Below are 17,995 nucleotides of genomic sequence, written 5' to 3' on the forward strand. Positions count from 1 at the left end.
TAACATTCAAGGTAAAAACATTATGCAATACACCGTTGGCGTAATTATGGACCCCATTGAGAGCATTAAGCCTCATAAAGATACAAGCTTTGCAATGATGCTTGAAGCTCAGCGCCGCGGTGCAAAGGTCGTCTATTTTGAGCTTAAAGACCTGTATTTGGACAACGGTAAACCGATGGGGCTTGGCAAAACCGTGTCGGTTAAAGACCAACCTACTGATTTTTATAGCATCGAGGATGAATTCACCATTCACTTAGGCGATATCGACGTATTGTTAATGCGAAAAGATCCTCCTTTTGACAGCGAATTTTTGTATGCCACTCAGGTGCTTTCTTTAGCACAAGACGCAGGTGCACTAGTGGTCAATAATCCGCAGGCGCTGCGCGATTATAACGAAAAGCTGTTTACTTCGTACTTCCCTGAACATATTCCTCATACATTGGTGTCGAATAATCAAGCCTTGATCCGCGAATTTCACGCGAAACACCAAGATATCATTTGCAAGCCCCTGGACGGAATGGGCGGTGCCTCTATCTTTAGAATTAAACCTGACGGCAATAATTTAGGCGTTGTTATTGAAACGCTAACGAAGTTGGGTACGCGGTACATGATGGTTCAAGAATACTTGCCAGAAATTAAAGATGGCGATAAGCGTGTACTGATTGTTGATGGCGAAGTAATGCCCTACTGCTTGGCACGCCTACCTACTAAAGGCGAGACCCGCGGAAATTTAGCCGCTGGCGGGACAGGTCGTCCGCAGCCGATTTCAGAGTCTGACAGGGCGTTGGCTGAGGCCATTTCACCTATGCTAAAAGAAAATAATATTCTTTTTGTTGGCCTTGATGTTATTGGTAATAAAATTACCGAAATAAACATTACAAGCCCAACATGCGTAAGAGAAATAGAGGCAGCGTATGACATTAACATCATTGGCAAGCTGTTTGATGCCATTGAAAAGCGCCTCGCCAAGTAACAATTAGAAAGGTAAAGCGTTTTTTTTTGGCCTCATGCCAAATGCGTTATGAACATTGAGTTAGATAAGACCTGCTTCCTTGATGGTTCGCAGTCTAAAAGAAGTGAAAGAAAACCTATGACGGAATTGAAAAGCTTACAAAACCACTTTTTAGTCGCGATGCCAAGTTTGGACGATCCGTACTTTTCCCGATCTCTTATCTATGTTTGTGAGCACAACGCGGAAGGTGCCATGGGAATTGTGGTAAATCAGCCTTCCACGATGAATGTGAAGCAGCTTTTGGAACAAACAGACAAAGCGCTCAACGTTTCTGATGAGAAAGCTGAGCAGATTGTTCTCGCTGGCGGCCCGGTCAGTCAAGAGCGGGGATTTGTGCTGCATTCTTCGCAAAAAGCATGGGCGTCTAGTCTCAAGCTTGCGCCTGGTATCATGGTCACGACATCAAAAGACATTTTGACTGCAATTGCTAATGACGAAGGCCCAAAAAATGTGCTGATTGCTTTGGGGTATGCAGGGTGGACAGCCGGACAGCTTGAAAAGGAAATGCAAGAGAACGCGTGGCTGACTATCGAAGCCGATGAAGAAATATTATTCAACACACCCATGCATAAAAAATGGCAAGCCACGGTGAATAAATTAGGCGTTGACGTGTGGCAGCTTGCACCAGGGGCTGGACATGCCTGATGTAGGTAGCCGCACCGTACTGGCATTTGATTTTGGTACGAAAAGCATTGGCGTGGCGGTGGGACAAGAAATTACCGGCACCGCCTCTCCTCTTGCCGCGTTAAAGGCCCGAGACGGCATTCCAGACTGGATCTTAATTGAAAAACTTTATGAGGAATGGCAGCCTCATGTGGTCGTGGTCGGGTTGCCGCTTAACATGGATGGGACAGAGCAAGAAATGACCCAGCGTGCACGCAAGTTTGCAAATAGACTGCATGGGCGTTTTCGTGTTGCAGTTGAAACCTGTGATGAGCGTCTTACTACTACCGACGCAAAATCGATGTTATTTGAGCTTGGTGGTTATAAGAAACTAACCAAAGATAAAATAGATAGCGTATCTGCTTGTGTCATCTTTACCAGTTGGAGCGAGAGTCAGTACGGGTAAGGGGTAGCGGTGATGAATGAAAACCTATCCCCCTTCTGAGTGGGTAATTAATTATGCGGACTGGTATCACACTGCCAACAGACCTCAAATGCGCCCCCGTTTTCCTCTCCGCACTGTTTGCAACGCCAATCCTCTTTGACATTCTTTACATCATGGGAATTTTGCATAAATGCGTCTACCACTTTAGACGCTCTTGCATACCAGCTATCGTCAACCAGCCACACTTCTTGTTGCGAGTCTTGCCACGGTAATTCACCTATTGCACCGCTAGCAAACTCATTTTTTACCATGTAAGGAATAGACAGCGCGTCTAGCTCGCTGCGTATGGCTTGAAGTTCAAAAGCATCTTGTGACGAGAAGAGTTTTTTCAAAAGCTATCCTTATTCAAATACCAAGGCAGCCACAAAGGGCTGCTTTCCAGGTATACCGTATTGTGAGCTTTACCAGTAACGACAGAAAACGACGCCTCAGTGATATTGAGTCAACTAGGACGTTTCCTAATCGTCCATATCAATAGATACGTTAGATAATGTACCTAAGCTAGAACCGTCACTCGTATCAAGCTTAATCATTAAGCGTAAGTCGTTGGGCGAGTCGGCATGGTGAAGCGCTTGGTCCATGTCAATCTTGCCGGCTTTGTAAAGGTCATACAATGCCATGTCAAAACTCTGCATGCCTTGTTCTTTGCCCTTTTTCATTGCTTCTTTGAGTGCGCCTATTTCGTTGCGCTGAATAAGGTCGCGAACTAACGGCGAGTTAAGCAAGATTTCGATGGCCGCTACCCTCCCCTTGCCGTCTGGCGTTGGCACTAATTGCTGTGCCACGATAGCGCGAATGTTTAAGCTTAAATCAAAGCGCAGCTTGTCGTGCTGGTCTTTTGGCGCTAAGTGCATAATGCGTTCAATGGCTTGGTTCGCATTGTTTGCGTGAAGCGTTGCCACACACAAGTGCCCCGTATCGGCAAACGACATGGCATATTCCATGGTTTCCATTGAGCGAATCTCACCTATTAGAATGACGTCCGGCGCCTGACGTAGCGAACTTTTAAGTGCATCATCAAAAGACTGGGTATCTATGCCCACTTCGCGCTGAGTAATAACGCAGTTCTTGTGCTCATGAACGAATTCGATGGGATCTTCAATCGTTAATATATGGCCGTGGGAGTTTTCATTTCTATGCCCAATAAGCGCAGCCAGTGACGTTGATTTACCCGTACCTGTTCCACCAACAAACAGAACAAGACCGCGCTTTGACATAATAATTTCTTTTAAGACCCGCGGCAGTCCCAGATCATCAGCTTTAGGGATCTGCGTGACAATACGACGAATAACCATGCCCGCTTGGTCGCGCTGCCAAAACGCCGAGCAACGAAAACGGCCGATACCCTCACGCACAATCGCAAAATTACACTCTTTCGAGGTATGAAATTCATTTTGCTGCTTTTCAGTCATCGCTTCATGCACAAGCGCTAGTGAGGCCTTTTCCGATGTGGAAGTTTCAGTTACAGGAGTAAGCTTCCCGTTTATTTTGGCGCTTACTGGAAATCCCGCTGTAATGAATAAATCTGATGCGTTGGAGTCAACCATCTTTTGTAATAGTGCATCTAACATAGGGGCCTCTAGAAACTATTCATCGACTGTTTATCCACTGACTTAGCGGCGGCATCTTGTTTGGTAATAACGCCCATCGCAACTAAGCGCTGTAAGCACTGATCCATCGTTTGCATACCGTGAGCCTGACCCGTTTGAATGACCGAGTACATCTGCGGTACTTTATCTTCGCGAATAAGGTTACGAATGGCCGGAATACCTACCATGATCTCGTGGGCTGCGACTCGCCCTCCCCCCACTTTTTTAAGTAGGGTTTGTGAAATTACCGCCCGTAGCGACTCTGAGAGCATAGAGCGCACCATGGCTTTCTCTTCCGCTGGGAATACGTCGATAATACGGTCGATGGTTTTAGGCGCTGAGTTCGTATGAAGCGTGCCGAATACTAGGTGGCCGGTTTCTGCAGCTGAAATCGCAAGGCGTATCGTTTCAAGGTCACGTAATTCCCCCACCAAAATAACGTCAGGGTCTTCACGCAGTGCTGAGCGCAGTGCATTATTAAAAGAGTGAGTATCGCGGTGCACTTCACGCTGGTTTACCAAGCAGAGCTTGTTCTCGTGAACAAATTCGATAGGATCTTCAATGGTTAAGATGTGTTCACGCTTGTGAGTATTGATATGATCCACCATTGCCGCAAGTGTAGTACTTTTACCCGAGCCTGTAGCGCCCGTTACCAACACGATACCCGTAGGCTGGTTGATAATTTCTTTAAAAATGTCAGGCGCACCTAAATCGTCCAAGGTTAATACTTTGCTTGGGATAGTACGAAGCACTGCGGCGGCGCCGCGATTTTGAACGAATGCATTTACCCGGAAGCGGGACAGGCCATTTACCTCAAAAGAAAAATCGGTTTCCAAATTTTCTTCGTATTCTTTGCGCTGCATGTCGTTCATAATCTCATAAATGAGACTATGTACTTGCTTGTGATCGAGAGCAGGCACATTCAGTTTACGCATCTCGCCGTCTACACGAATAATTGGTGGTAGGCCCGCTGATAAGTGTAAATCTGAGGCGTTATTCTTAACACTGAAAGCCAAAAGTTCGGTAATATCCACAACCACTTCTCCAAAACAAGGTGAATAATGCAAACAATAGCAGATAGACTAAATTCCGCACAAAAAGGAATAGACCAAGCCGCTAACAATGCACATCGTCCACCAAAATCCGTTAAATTGCTAGCGGTTAGCAAAACTAAACCCGTATCAGATATCATTGAAGCGTATGAAGCGGGACAACGAAGGTTTGGTGAAAACTATGTGCAGGAAGGTGTTGAAAAGGTTCAGGAACTTTCTCACCTTGAAAACATAGAGTGGCACATGATTGGCCCAATTCAATCAAATAAAACAAAAGTGGTCGCTGAGCATTTTGATTGGGTACAGTCGGTAGACAGAGAAAAAATTGCCCGCCGTTTGAGCGAGCAACGGCCTGAATCGATGCCGCCGTTAAACGTCTGCATTCAGGTTAACATTGATGATGAAGACAGCAAATCAGGGGTCGCATTAAGCGAGTTAGATGCACTGGTAACGTTCATAGAATCGCAGGAACGCCTTATTTTACGAGGGTTGATGGCCATTCCCAAAGCGAATCCAAGTAAGGAGCAGCAGCGCGCATCACTCACCCAACTTAAAGAATTATTCGACCATTACCATACATCACTGAGCAATTTTGATACCCTATCCGTAGGAATGAGTAGTGATATGGGAGAAGCGATTCAACATGGGTCTACTATGGTGCGCATAGGTACCGCGATTTTCGGTAAACGAAACTAGAGCGCTTCGCCTCGCTACACAGACTTAAACGCAACCAACAAATAGGATTTACATGCAACAGAAAAAATTAGCATTTATTGGCGCGGGTAACATGAGCCGCAGCATCATCAGTGGTCTTATCAAATCTGGGTACGCAAAAGAAAACATCCTTGCGGCAAACCCTTCCACACCCAAGTTAGACGGCCTGAAGGCCGAGTTTGGTATTCACACCACACAATCTAACGATGAAGCCTGCCAATTCGCTGATGCCATAGTGCTTGCGGTAAAACCACAAATAATGGGCGAAATGTGCGGCGAGCTTCAGAAAAACAACGACCTATCGGGCAAGTTGTTTATGAGCATTGCAGCAGGACTTCCGGTAGCCAGATTGCAAGAAATGCTAGGTGGTGAATACCCTGTTGTACGCATCATGCCAAATACGCCAAGCTTGTTGGGCAAAGGCATGTCGGGGATGTATGCCGACGACACCGTTTCTGAGTCAGACAGGCAATACGTTGACGATGTCATGAACAGCGTTGGCGAAACAGTTTGGGTTGATAAAGAAGAAGGGATTAACGGTGTTATCGCTGCTGCAGGTAGCAGCCCTGCTTATTTCTTCTTGTTCCTACAAAATATGCAGGAAGAAGCCATGAACATGGGCTTTGACAAAGCGCAGTCGCGCTTAATGGTACAACAAGCAATGTTAGGCGCGGCCGAAATGGTTTGTAACAACCCAGACCTTGAATTAAGTGAGCTTCGAGCCCAAGTTACGTCTAAGGGCGGCACTACCGCAGAAGCCGTTAACACTTTCATTAATGAAGGTTTAAAAGATATTGTCAGCAAGTCTATGCGCGCGGCCGTAGCACGTGCTGAAGAAATGGCAAAACAGCTATAACGTATTAGGAAAAGCACAACATGAATGCAACGGTATTTTTGGTTGATACCTTATTTAGCCTTTATTTGATGGTGGTTATACTGCGCCTTTGGTTACAAGTGGTGCAGGCAGACTTTTATAACCCACTTAGTCAATTTGTAGTGAAAGCAACCCACCCTATAGTGGGGCCGTTGCGTCGTGTTATCCCGTCAATTGGCAGATTTGACACTGCCACCTTTGTGTTAGCTATCGCGGTGTGTGCCCTTAAGCTGATTACATTAAGTCTCATGTTTGGCGGTAGCCTTAATCCTATAGGTATTGCCATCTTGTCGGTCATTGGCGTGGTTAAAGAGACCCTATCTTTAATGTTCTGGGTCCTGCTGTTACGCGCCATTTTAAGTTGGGTATCACAAGGTCAGTCTCCGGTAGACTATGTACTGTATCAGCTCACCGAGCCGTTTTTAGCGCCTATACGTAAGGTCATTCCGCCATTAGGTGGCTTAGATTTGTCGGTGCTTATTGCCATTATCGCATTACAGTTTTTACAGCTTTTGATCCAAGACACATTCCCTATGTAATTAATGTTTTAATAAAACATTATTGGTGAATATTTGGGCCATCCGGCTTGTTACGTCTGGTAAAACAAGTCGTACGATATTTGGTAAGCATTGATAAAAAGAGGAAGACATTGGTAGGGTCTATGATGAGTAAACTAAAGCAATGTATAAAAGGTTACATAGCACTTTTTGCGATGGCTATGTCATGCTTGAGCTTGTCTGCTTTCGCCGAGCAAAAGGAAACACTGGGTGAATGGGATGTACATTATATGGTGGTGAGTACACCATTTCTCACTCCCGAAGTTGCAGCTAATTACGGCATTGTGAGAAGCAAGTTTAATGCGCTGGTTAATATCTCTGTATTAGATAAAGCGTCAGGTGAAGCGCAGCGTGTAGACATGACAGGAACAGCAAAAAATCTACTGGGTAACACACGTAAGCTTACCTTTAAAAAGGTAGAAGAAGGCGATGCCATTTACTACCTCGCCGTACTGCCATTTCGCGACCAAGAAACCTTCAGGTTCGAAATTGACGTTCAAAAAGGGCCCAGAAAACAAACACTGAAGTTTCAACAAAAGATGTACGTGGACTGATAGACAAAAAATTTAAACACGCGATATACACGCATCTTTTTGTTCATGTCACCCATCTTAACCAAGCGCCCCTCTCTTTTTACACAGAGGTAGACCGAGGGGGGCTGTTAGTGAATTTATTTATCGTATAGCGGTACTCTTTAGCACCATTAATTATTTCGACTTTGCGCATCTTTTATCAATCCGCATATCGTTATTAATGCCAAATGTCGAACGTTACTGACTATCTATCTCTTTCCAGGAAGAAACTTTATCACCCACGGCCGTTGGCGCTTCTGATAGCGTTTTGGGAAGTTTAGGTTCCAATGTTTTTTTAGGGTCGGATACTTCTTGAATTTTACGAGAGGGCAACGTTTCATAATAAAAATTATCTTCGAAAAAAAGACAATAAGTACGTTGAGACATCATGAACTCTTCGAAATAATAATTCTCTAAAGGCAAGGGTGTTGCCCCAAGGCTATGTACGGTAAAAGTAACAGCAATAGATATTCCCAGATTAAGTTTAAAAAGACTACGCATCTCTGACTCCATTTTTAGATTGTATAAACAGTTGAAAACTGGAAGTAGAATTGCTCTTTTAAGGGATAAAAACTTTAAATATTATTGAATTTTTTCTAATCAATATATCCAAACTCTCCTTATTTCTTTTTGTGAAAAAGGTGCTGCTAATATTCAGAGCGATTTTCTGATATTAAGAGCAGATAAAGCAAAATTGCCTTACCTGCATCATCCACTATCTGCCAGTAATGAAGTCGAATAGTGTCCCCGTCACGTCACCTGATTCATAAGACACTAAGGTTCCATCCGCCGTATAGTGGTACGCTGTAAACTCACCCTCTATTTCATCGTATTGGTTAAAGGAAACAGAATATGAATTCACCGTATACGCTACATTGCTGCTAGCACATTCACACAATGAAACAGTACTAATAGTGTAAAGCCCCTTGTTTACGTTGCTCAGTAAACCAATTTGCATCACGCCATCTTGAGCAACGATATCAATCCGCTCACCATCAATGACTCTCATCATCAAGAGTTCATCTGAGTTTTGAGAAAAAGGCTGTACTTTAAGCGCCCATGTCCCTCTATAGGCTGAAGGCCAAGCATTCGTTAGTCCTCCTTGAGGGAAATCTACCTTTGGCGCATCTTGTACAGGTGGCGGTGTTTCAGGTACCACAGGCTTTTTAGGTGATATGGGGCCTGGCAATATAGGTCTAACAGGTGCAGGTTCAGGTGTGTATGCTTTAGAAAGTGGGCTAGTCGGCGGCACACTAACGGTGTAAAAATTATTTTTGAATAACTCATAATAGTCTTCAACGTACAACGTAGAAAGCGGAGCCGATGAGACCCCAAATGCACCTGCCGACAACAGACCTATGAGTGTCATTTTAATCGTAGTATTTTTCATAACTTTTCCTTTTGATTACTGGCGATAATGTTGCCAACCGAATCGATACTTCGAGGAAAAGAATGAAATACCCCCTAGTTTTTATCTGGAAAAAAATAGGAAATTAATATGCATTTTTTCTCTGTTACCGTTCACTAGAGTCGCCATTCTAGCGAACGATTCATTACTTCAAGCTTGCGTTGATATCGCTTTTTCAACGCAAGAAAGCGTTCATCTTCATTGAGCAATAGAAAAGCAGGACTATCAAAATAGGCGTAGTACCGTCCAATGGGTATCACATCATCACTATCAACGAGTGACTGCAACAACGCCAAAGCACGGTCAACATCCCCCAACAGCGCTAAATACTCCGCGTTAAAAGAGATTGGCATCTCTTTTTCGCTAAAAATGGCGGCAATCTTCGTATTTATCTCGTCTATTGAGAATATTTGATTGTCATATTGTGCAAAACGAATTGCGGTCAGTAAGTTTAGCGACGGCAAATTTGAAAAACCTCCGCCATTTAATCCACCAGTAATGAGCCCTGCAAAGAGCGCTTTATATTCACTCAATAAGTGTCCGGGCAACAAATATAACGCTTGGCCAATCATTGCTCGAATATAGGGCGAGCTTACATGTGTATTTTCCACGCTATTCAAATGTGACAGCAACGCAGGAATATCATTTTCGTGAATGGCTTTAGCAAACGACAGATGAAAGCAATCAGTTTCGGTCAACGTTAGCGACATCAAGTTTTCTTCGCATAACGCCCATATATTCGCTAAATTATCTTTCCCGTCAGCGGTTATTAGCACGCTCACATCAAGCATCAGCGTTTTTATTGGCGGACTATCGGTACGTGTTTGACTTGTCCAATCTAGCGTTTGCTGATACTGCCCGGACATTGTGGCCGATAGCGCTTCCATCCATGCTGTTGTGGGGTCTTGTGGCGCTATTTCACGCATTTTTCTAAACACTGAATGTGCTGTTTTTTCATCACCGAGCAGTAAATTTACAAACGCAAGTCCGCCATAAAGCCGATAGGAGAGAGGATGAGTCGCAATCCCCTCTTTCGCAATCGCAATGGCCTCTTTGTATTGATGGTGGATAGTCAGCAAATACGTGTAGTTGAAGTAAAAGTTAAAACTTTTCTCACCCAACATTTTAGCCTCGGAAAAATGAGCTAACGCCTTTTGTATATCACCTCTTGCAGGATCACTAATAAGCGGCATGTACAGCATACCTTCAAAAAAAGATAATGTGCTACTTGCAACGCCAAGCTCTCTACTTTGCTCTAGAAAGATCTCCGCAGAACTCATCACCGCTTTTTGCTCTTTGCCTGATGTTAAGTTCATCATCTCAAGATAATTACTTGTGATTGCCTCAACAATTAGTGGATCGGCGGGCGAGTGAGTACTCGCCCTTTTTAAGTAATCCTGTGCCTTTTGAAGGGCTTCGAGAGTATAGTTTTGATTGAGAATATCCATTGCTAACAGATAAAGTCGGTAAGCTTCTTCAGATTGAGGACTTGGCGCAATCAGCTTATGCTCAATTCCTAAATGTGCAGTGGTATTCATGACGAGCTCATTAACTGCACCCTGTATGTTCAGTGACTCTACTGTTTTGCTGTCGGAAAAAAGTGTAAACCCCGAATCTACTTCAACGAGTCTATAGGTTACAGTATGGTTGTTTCCATCACGTCTTACAGCTCCCTCAAGAATCAGGTCGACGGGCAACAAGCTTTGAATTTCTTTAAGGCTATGTTTATTGGTTTTAAAATAAGCACTCGACGTTCGACTCGCTACTTTGAAATTGTCAACGTGTGACAAATGCGTGAGAGATAATTCAAGTAGACCGTTTGCTAAGGTACGTTCATCTTTGTTGTCACTGTCTGTCACGTCAAAAGGAATGACAAGTACTCGATATTCCTTCTGAGAATTGTCAGTAAGGTCACTGAAAAATACTGTAACTATTACTATCAACACAGTTGCAAGGATGAGCAGATAAATAATCGGAGAACGCCTTTTCACGCTATCATCTTGAACCGATTGTGTGGTCGGTAATTCGGTAGATGCTTCTACAGCAGGACTTTGCAACTGACAAATTTCTGTCAATAGTGATAACTCAAGCCGATAACCTCGTTTAGGAACGGTTGTTATTATCTTCTTATTAGTATCCAGCAGCCGAGAAAGTGACTTTCGAAGTTCTGAGATGGCTCGAGAAAGCGATTCATCACCACCAAACCTATCAGCCCACACAGAGTCCAACAGCTGCTCTCTGGTCACTACCGTACCGTTACCTTGATACAAGGCACAGAACACTTCCATAACCTTTGGTGAGAGCTTTTCAATGTGAGAATTAAATCTTAGCGTATTGGCTAAGGGGTCGATTGTTAATCCACCAATACTAAATTGACGATTTAGGTCATTCATCCTTGAAGCGTAGCATCTTGATTTATTTAATACTAAAGTAGCAACGGCGATAGGGTTAGACAACTACACAAAAGTATAAAAAGTCTATGTCTGTGTAAAAATCCCAATTCCTTTCGTTCTTCTTCGTAAACTTTCGATTTACTGAAATTACGCGCTTTAGACATCTCATAGAACGACTCTCGCAACCTCAATATTCAAGTATATTTCAAGTTTTTTTCAACTATCAGAGTGTTGAATTATATAAGCTTTCGCCAGCTTTCTATACATTTTCAAACTGAGGAAAAAATGAAAAAAGTCATATTGTGGTTAGCTAGCCTACTTGCGTTAACTGTTGTCGGGTTGAGTATTTTCGCAACTTACCAATGGCATACTGATAAGCCGTTATCCATGAGGGTGCTTTTGGATAGAGAAGTATTAAAACTGATACTTTCAAGCCCTCAAATGAAAACGTCTCTTGGATTGCACTATTTAGGGATTGATAAACATAACTATACCCTCGATAACGGAGACAAATTAACTATTATCGAAAAACTCCCTGATCTTGCTTCTATTAAATCGACAGTTTCACAATATCGCGACCTATCTGCTCAAGAAGAAATAACGCGAGACGCTGTCATTCAATTACTTGATAGCCTGCAGGTACTTCAGCCTTACAAGTATCATAATTACCCCCTTGATACGTTTGATGGGTTACACAGTCGTTTTCCTGAATTTATGACCAATAACCACCCTATTGAGAGTGAGGATGATATAGAAAGTTATATAGCGCGCCTTGACGATAGCGTTCGTTATTTTGATAACGTTATTAAGGGTGTTCGTCTAAGAGAAAGTTTAGGCATCGTACCGCCACGCATAGTTATCGAAAACGTGTTGGGGCAACTTTCTAAGTTTATAGCACCAAAGGTTGAAGATAATATATTGTTAACATCACTAAACACTAAAATGTTAGGCCTGGATGAAGTGGGGCACAATGACAAATTAGCATTCTATCAGCAAGCTAAAGCCGCTGTCTCTAACTACGTTTACCCCAGTTACCAGAGAATGATAGCGTTGTATGAGGAACTGCAAGAAGTAACACCTGATGGCATTGGCTATTGGCGCTTACCAGATGGAGAAAAAGCGTATGAGGCCTATTTACGATTTTTCACTACGTTAAATACAACGCCCAACGAAGTATTTAGCACCGGAGAAAATGAAGTCGCCCGTCTCCAAAAACAAATGCTCGATATTCTCGCTAAAGATTTTGGCTTCCAGAAAATGACGTTCGCTCAAGCTATGCATTCATTTTTATCAAACGAAGAACTTTATTTCGATGACTCGCCTGAAGGACGACAGGCAGTACTGGATGAAATGCGCGCTCAAAACGAAAAAATAAGAAAGATATTACCCCAGTTATTTTCTCAACCTGACGTGCCCGATTTACAGTTTATACGAAGCCCACTGCTTACTGAGAAAAATGACTCCCTAGCCCGATATAACAATAATTCAGTTTTGGTAAACTTAAATGATATGAGGGCGTTACCTAAAAGCAGTTTGCCTGTATTAACCTTTCATGAGGGGATCCCGGGGCACCATTACCAAACTTCTTTAACTAGCGAGCTTGCGGGGCTACCCTATATCATTTCACAAACACCATTCGGCTCCTATATGGAAGGATGGGCAATGTACGCCGAACAGCTTGGTTATGAGCTGGGCCTTTACGATACGCCTGAAGAAGTGCTTTCCTATCTTCACTACGACCTATTAAGAAGCGCAAGAATGGTTATAGATACAGGTATACATATAAAGCGATGGTCCCGTGAAAAAGCAGTTGCTTATCTGATGACCGAAGCTGCACTAAGTCAAAACGAAGCCGAAATTGAAGTGGATAGAGCTATCGTTGTACCTGGTTCTGGGCCAATGTACAAAATGGGGCAACTCAAAATATTGTCATTACGTGAGCAAATGAAAGCGAGACTGGGCGAAAAGTTTTCGCTAAAGCATTTCCATGACAGAGTGTTAGAAAATGGCGCCTTACCGCTTCCCTTACTTGACGATTTATTGTCTGAAAAAGGGGTGTAAAAATAGTAAGCCGTATGCTTTCGTGCCGCTTTAATATCTAAAGCGGCATCTTGCTAGCTGACATCTGAACAGAACCCAAAAAGAGCCAAGCTCCCTCTCTCATCTTCAATGCATGACGGCTAAAAATATCAAAATTCAACTTTTTTTCATGTTTTTTTCATTTTTAAGTTATTAATTCACATTAACTTTTTCCACACGACAACGATTCACACATGGAAAATAAATTATGGAAAAATTGACTTCTATTTTTTGCATCACGCTACTACTAAGCACGTTTAGTACCCTCTCATATTCTCAGGAAGATACTAAAGACAACAAAGTATCTGATGATGAATGGCAAGCATACCTTGACAACCTTGCCCCCGAGAAAAGTGAAATTACTGACTACTCTATGATGTATTTTTTCGACGTTGAGGTTGGACAAGAAGACACGTTTAAGGAATTAGTTACGAAGTACTTCATTGAAGGCTCTAAACTAGCCGGCGTGTCGGTTCCTACGCTTTATACTATGACAACTGGCGAATATAGTTTCATGGTGATTTACCCTACGAACAATCCGGGAGAGAAATTCGAGTTTTCTAGAACGGCTGAAGACGTCAAGTTCATAAAATCACTTGCACAACATTACTCCAAAGAAGAAATAAAGAGTGGTTTTGACAAATTCTATTCTCTAATTAAGCGCAGTAAGAGAATTATCATTGGTAAGGTTGCACCTTACTAACGGAGCCAGTTAAGGGAGACCGTTCCCTGGCTCCCTTTTTCGGTTGCCAGACTATCTCGTGGGTCTGGCAACTTTTTTAATTAGTGTTAGCATCAAGTAAAACTGACAAATGAGTGCTAATAATAATGACATCCCCTTACCCTCACCTACTTGAACCACTGGATTTAGGCTTTACTACGCTTCGCAACAGAACACTAATGGGTTCTATGCACCTTGGCCTTGAAGAAGAAAAAGGCGGTTTTGATAAACTAGCTGCATTTTACGCTGAGCGTGCAAAAGGTGGTGTTGGTCTTATTGTGACCGGCGGTATCAGCCCAAATATATCAGGCTGGGTGGCGCCCTTCGCAGGCAGAATGACGCGCTCAAGTCATGCAAAAAAACACCGTGTGATTACCGATGCTGTGCATAAAGAAGATGGCAAAATTTGCATGCAAATTCTACATTCAGGCCGTTACGGTTATCATCCTCTAGCCGTTTCAGCCTCACCTATGAAGTCGCCCATTACCCCTTTTAAACCACGCGAACTGTCGTCTCGTGGCGTAAGAAGTACGATAAAAGATTATATTAAGTGTGCGAGCTTGGCATTTGAAGCGGGTTACGACGGCGTAGAAATTATGGGTTCAGAAGGCTATCTAATTAACCAGTTTTTTTGTGAGCGCACTAATCACAGAAATGATGAATGGGGCGGCAGTCTAGAAAACCGTGCTCGCCTTGCGATAGAGATAGTAAAAGGTGTACGCGAGAAAGTAGGTACTAACTTCATTATTATTTATCGCTTGTCTATGTTGGACTTGGTTGAAGGCGGCGCTAAGTGGGATGAAGTCGTGTACTTGGCAAAAGAAATTGAAAAAGCAGGTGCTACACTCATTAATACCGGTATTGGATGGCACGAGGCTCGCGTTCCGACTATTTCCACATCTGTGCCTCGCGCAGCGTTTACTTGGGTAACCGAACGCATGAAAAAAGAGGTGTCTATCCCTCTGATTACCACTAACCGCATTAATACCCCAGAAGTAGCAGAATCTGTGCTAGCACAGGGCCATGCTGATATGGTATCGATGGCGCGACCTTTCTTGGCGGATGCACATTTTGTGGCCAAAGCCATGCGCAATGAGTCGGCGCTTATCAACACATGCATAGCGTGCAACCAAGCATGTTTAGATCATGCGTTTGAACAAAAGCGTGCTAGTTGCTTGGTGAACCCACAAGCGTGTTATGAAACAGAACTCACCTTTGCACCAACGACAAACAAGAAGAAGTTAGCTGTTGTAGGCGCAGGTCCTGCTGGTATTGCCTTTTCAATGTACGCCGCAGACAGAGGGCACGACGTTCATTTGTTCGACAAAGCGGCGGAAATTGGTGGCCAGTTTAACTACGCCAAACAAGTACCTGGCAAAGAAGAGTTCTACGAAACCCTACGTTACTTCAAGAATCAGCTTGCGCGTACGGGCGTAAACATCCATTTGAACACTGAAGTAAGTGTAGAAACATTGAAACAAGAAAGCTTTGATGAAGTTATCCTTGCAACAGGGATTAACCCTCGAAAATTGACGATTGAAGGACACGACCATCCTAAAGTAATGAGTTATTTAGAGGTTCTGCGCGACCACAAGCCTGTAGGCAAGAAAGTGGCCATTGTTGGAGCCGGCGGCATTGGCTTTGATGTAGCAGAATTCTTAGTTGAACACGAACATTTAGCTAAAGATAAAGACAAATGGCTGGCCCACTGGGGTATCGATAAAGACTACGCTGCACCAGGCGCACTCAAAGAAAAAGTGATAGAGCCTTCCGAGCGCGAAGTGTATTTACTACAACGTAAAACCTCTAAAGTAGGTAAAGGACTCGGAAAAACCACAGGCTGGATCCATCGTCAGTCGCTAAAGCACCACAATGTTCAAATGATAAATGGTGTGAGCTATGAAAAAGTGGATGATGAAGGATTGCATGTTCTGATCAACGACCAACCAAAAGTGCTTGGCGTCGACCATGTCATTGTATGTGCAGGGCAAGAACCCTTCAAACCGCTGCAACAACCACTTGAAGACGCCGGTTTTACGGTACATATCATTGGTGGTGCAGATGTTGCTGCTGAACTTGATGCCAAGCGCGCTATTCGACAAGGCGCCGAACTCGCCGCAGTAATATAATATTACTCGCTACTACGCTGCAACGCTTCTAGTTTCGCAGCGTAGAGCCCGCGATTGTCGGATGGATAAGATAAGCTCACGGCTTTTTCCATCATTGTCAGCGCTTGTTCAATATTGCCGTTAAAATAGTGCGCCTTTGACAGCCCCAGATAGCCCTCAGCTAAGTACGGCCCCTCTTTTACCGCACGTTTGAAAAATACTTCTGCGCGCTCGTAATTACCCTTTTTTAGTGCATCATTACCTAAGTCGTACCATCGGTAAGGATTGCTATCATCAGCGCGTAAATACAATTCACCTAAATTATCGAGTGCTTGTTTGTCGCCTACGCTATCCAACAACACCGCGTAATTGGTCAGTGTATGAATTGATTTATTATCGTTTTCGATAACAAACTCATAGAGGCTTCTGGCTTTTTCAAATAGCCCATGTTTTCGATATAACACTGCAAGTGTATTTATCGTTTCTGGGTTTGTATCGTCAAGCTTCATTGCCTCAGAAAGATAGCTATAGGCCAAGCTACCATTTTTGTTTCCCACTTCTTCAGCCGCCATATTTTGGTAATACATAGAAATAAAAGCGTTTTCCGTTATGTATTCACCAAGGTCATTTGATGCTGACGGGAAGTAGTCTATTACTGCTCGGCTTCTAAAGAAAATCACCCTATCTTGTTTTTCGTGTTGGGGCTCAAGCACTATGCTGCGAACATGGGTGGAGGTTGTTAGTACACCATTGATTCTGCGGTAAAGCGGTGGGGTATGAACTTGTTGATAAAATACGTCAAGACCCACAAGCCTAGCTAATGCCGTAGTGAGCACTGCCAACGACAAACAATTGCCCGATTGCTTACTTAATGCTTCAGAAGCAGTAAATGTTTCACCGCCATAATTAAAATGCTGAACCAGTTTATTAAGGTAGTCTGCCAGTCTGAAGTTAGGGGAAGTGTCTTGATTTTCAGGCGCATAGTAGTACGACAAAAACTCCTGTTGCTGCGCTTGGCTTAGCGAAAATAGTGAGCTGGGTTGTGTTACAGGTGTATATCTAAACGTTTCACTTTCCCATTGAGGTCCTGCTATTTCCGGTTGTTCAACTTTTTTGGTCATTGGCGCGGTCTGGCACGCTGACAACAATGCAACTGCAGCGACACCTATTACCGACCTCTTCATCGATTGATTCATTTTCAATATCGTTCCCTCATGTTGCAGCTTCCTTCATGGCAATAGCCCGCCAAGGCTCACATACAACCTTACCCATGCAATCTACCACTTAACGAATGTGTTTTTGAAAAACACGCTCGCTCAACGTTAACAGAATGACATATTAACAATCAATAGAATCACTAGGTCTGTGCAAGCACAGGCTGCTCATAACATTAAAACTGGTCAAACATAATCGCGTTGCCGTCAGGGTCTTTAACCACAAGATGACCAGGACCACTGTTCCCCTTTACTGGTACATCAATAGAAATACCCTTATCGAGTAAGTGGTCTTGCACAGCACGCACATCACTGGGGTTGAACGTTAAAATATTGTCTTCAAACATCCCTTCAAAAAGACCAATCATTGTTTGACCATTTTTCATGATAAGCCATTTCTCTTCCACCGAACCACACGATGGCATAGCGGCAAATCCCAAAGCTTCATAGAATGTTTTAGATTCTTCAATATTGCTTACCGATAAGCTCAATGAAAACATACCCAATTCCACAACCTTTCTCCTTATTAGAAATTTAAAAAAAAGATACTTACATGCTTTAGATTCAATGTAATAGAGCCCTAGAGCAAAAACA

Annotated in this window: 18 protein-coding genes; 10 read left to right on the plus strand and 8 right to left on the minus strand. The window is 43.3% G+C overall.

Features of this window, described 5'->3' with window-relative positions; genetic code table 11:
• Window positions 1-22 precede the first annotated feature (22 nt).
• The 3 genes from gshB to ruvX all read left to right on the plus strand — a co-directional run bounded on the left by gshB (window position 23) and on the right by ruvX (window position 2,081).
• Complete coding sequence (gene gshB, locus GVO63_RS01460; protein ID WP_159577840.1) at window positions 23-973, plus strand: glutathione synthase; 951 nt, start codon at window positions 23-25, stop codon at window positions 971-973.
• A 117-nt stretch (window positions 974-1,090) separates the two neighbouring features.
• The gene (locus GVO63_RS01465) at window positions 1,091-1,657 is read left to right on the plus strand and encodes a YqgE/AlgH family protein (RefSeq protein WP_159493700.1); all 567 of its coding nucleotides are present in this window, start codon (window positions 1,091-1,093) and stop codon (window positions 1,655-1,657) included.
• Window positions 1,650-2,081, plus strand: coding sequence for a Holliday junction resolvase RuvX (gene ruvX, locus GVO63_RS01470; RefSeq protein ID WP_159577841.1), 432 nt, complete (start codon window positions 1,650-1,652; stop codon window positions 2,079-2,081). Before GVO63_RS01465 ends, ruvX begins: the two co-directional genes overlap by 8 nt.
• Window positions 2,082-2,128: 47 nt before the next feature.
• Here ruvX and GVO63_RS01475 read toward each other — a convergent pair whose 3' ends face one another.
• From GVO63_RS01475 to GVO63_RS01485, 3 genes are all read right to left on the minus strand, one after another.
• On the minus strand, window positions 2,129-2,452 hold the full coding sequence (locus GVO63_RS01475; protein ID WP_159577842.1) for a DUF2007 domain-containing protein: 324 nt from the start codon (window positions 2,450-2,452) through the stop codon (window positions 2,129-2,131).
• Between the two features lie 126 nt (window positions 2,453-2,578).
• Window positions 2,579-3,691: a PilT/PilU family type 4a pilus ATPase gene (locus GVO63_RS01480; protein WP_159493625.1), complete on the minus strand. Its 1,113-nt coding sequence runs from the start codon at window positions 3,689-3,691 to the stop codon at window positions 2,579-2,581.
• A gap of 8 nt (window positions 3,692-3,699) precedes the next feature.
• Window positions 3,700-4,743, minus strand: coding sequence for a type IV pilus twitching motility protein PilT (locus tag GVO63_RS01485; protein WP_159493624.1), 1,044 nt, complete (start codon window positions 4,741-4,743; stop codon window positions 3,700-3,702).
• Between the two features lie 27 nt (window positions 4,744-4,770).
• Here GVO63_RS01485 and GVO63_RS01490 point away from each other — a divergent pair, with 27 nt between their 5' ends.
• From GVO63_RS01490 to GVO63_RS01505, 4 genes are all read left to right on the plus strand, one after another.
• Window positions 4,771-5,457, plus strand: a complete 687-nt coding sequence (locus GVO63_RS01490) for a YggS family pyridoxal phosphate-dependent enzyme (protein WP_159577843.1) — start codon at window positions 4,771-4,773, stop codon at window positions 5,455-5,457.
• 52 nt (window positions 5,458-5,509) lie between these two features.
• On the plus strand, window positions 5,510-6,331 hold the full coding sequence (proC, locus tag GVO63_RS01495; protein ID WP_110288223.1) for a pyrroline-5-carboxylate reductase: 822 nt from the start codon (window positions 5,510-5,512) through the stop codon (window positions 6,329-6,331).
• Between the two features lie 20 nt (window positions 6,332-6,351).
• Window positions 6,352-6,888 carry a YggT family protein gene (locus GVO63_RS01500; protein ID WP_159493621.1) on the plus strand — a complete coding sequence of 179 codons (537 nt, stop codon included), beginning with the start codon at window positions 6,352-6,354 and terminating at the stop codon, window positions 6,886-6,888.
• A 125-nt stretch (window positions 6,889-7,013) separates the two neighbouring features.
• Window positions 7,014-7,460, plus strand: coding sequence for a DUF4426 domain-containing protein (locus GVO63_RS01505; RefSeq protein ID WP_159577909.1), 447 nt, complete (start codon window positions 7,014-7,016; stop codon window positions 7,458-7,460).
• Between the two features lie 216 nt (window positions 7,461-7,676).
• On the opposite strand, the gene GVO63_RS01510 is transcribed toward GVO63_RS01505, so the two are convergent.
• The 3 genes from GVO63_RS01510 to GVO63_RS01520 all read right to left on the minus strand — a co-directional run bounded on the left by GVO63_RS01510 (window position 7,677) and on the right by GVO63_RS01520 (window position 11,279).
• Window positions 7,677-7,979: a hypothetical protein gene (locus GVO63_RS01510; protein ID WP_159577844.1), complete on the minus strand. Its 303-nt coding sequence runs from the start codon at window positions 7,977-7,979 to the stop codon at window positions 7,677-7,679.
• A 214-nt stretch (window positions 7,980-8,193) separates the two neighbouring features.
• Complete coding sequence (locus GVO63_RS01515; RefSeq protein ID WP_159577845.1) at window positions 8,194-8,868, minus strand: hypothetical protein; 675 nt, start codon at window positions 8,866-8,868, stop codon at window positions 8,194-8,196.
• A 134-nt stretch (window positions 8,869-9,002) separates the two neighbouring features.
• Window positions 9,003-11,279 (minus strand): winged helix-turn-helix domain-containing protein, encoded by a 2,277-nt coding sequence (locus tag GVO63_RS01520; RefSeq protein ID WP_159577846.1) that lies wholly within the window; start codon window positions 11,277-11,279, stop codon window positions 9,003-9,005.
• Between the two features lie 285 nt (window positions 11,280-11,564).
• Between GVO63_RS01520 and GVO63_RS01525 the strand changes: the two genes are divergently transcribed.
• The 3 genes from GVO63_RS01525 (at window position 11,565) to GVO63_RS01535 (ending at window position 16,208) form a co-directional block, all read left to right on the plus strand.
• Window positions 11,565-13,340 (plus strand): DUF885 family protein, encoded by a 1,776-nt coding sequence (locus GVO63_RS01525; protein ID WP_159577847.1) that lies wholly within the window; start codon window positions 11,565-11,567, stop codon window positions 13,338-13,340.
• 226 nt (window positions 13,341-13,566) lie between these two features.
• On the plus strand, window positions 13,567-14,061 hold the full coding sequence (locus GVO63_RS01530) for a hypothetical protein (RefSeq protein ID WP_159577848.1): 495 nt from the start codon (window positions 13,567-13,569) through the stop codon (window positions 14,059-14,061).
• Window positions 14,062-14,186: 125 nt separating this feature from the next.
• Window positions 14,187-16,208 (plus strand): NADPH-dependent 2,4-dienoyl-CoA reductase, encoded by a 2,022-nt coding sequence (locus tag GVO63_RS01535; RefSeq protein ID WP_159577849.1) that lies wholly within the window; start codon window positions 14,187-14,189, stop codon window positions 16,206-16,208.
• 2 nt (window positions 16,209-16,210) lie between these two features.
• On the opposite strand, the gene GVO63_RS01540 is transcribed toward GVO63_RS01535, so the two are convergent.
• Window positions 16,211-17,371 carry a hypothetical protein gene (locus tag GVO63_RS01540; protein WP_159577850.1) on the minus strand — a complete coding sequence of 387 codons (1,161 nt, stop codon included), beginning with the start codon at window positions 17,369-17,371 and terminating at the stop codon, window positions 16,211-16,213.
• Window positions 17,372-17,577: 206 nt separating this feature from the next.
• A complete protein-coding gene (locus tag GVO63_RS01545) occupies window positions 17,578-17,913 on the minus strand; it encodes a VOC family protein (RefSeq protein WP_159577851.1) in 336 nt (111 codons plus the stop codon).
• Between the last annotated feature and the right edge of the window lie 82 nt (window positions 17,914-17,995).

Origin of the sequence: Alteromonas sp. KUL106, from assembly GCF_009811415.1 — a bacterium.
Lineage (GTDB): Bacteria > Pseudomonadota > Gammaproteobacteria > Enterobacterales > Alteromonadaceae > Alteromonas.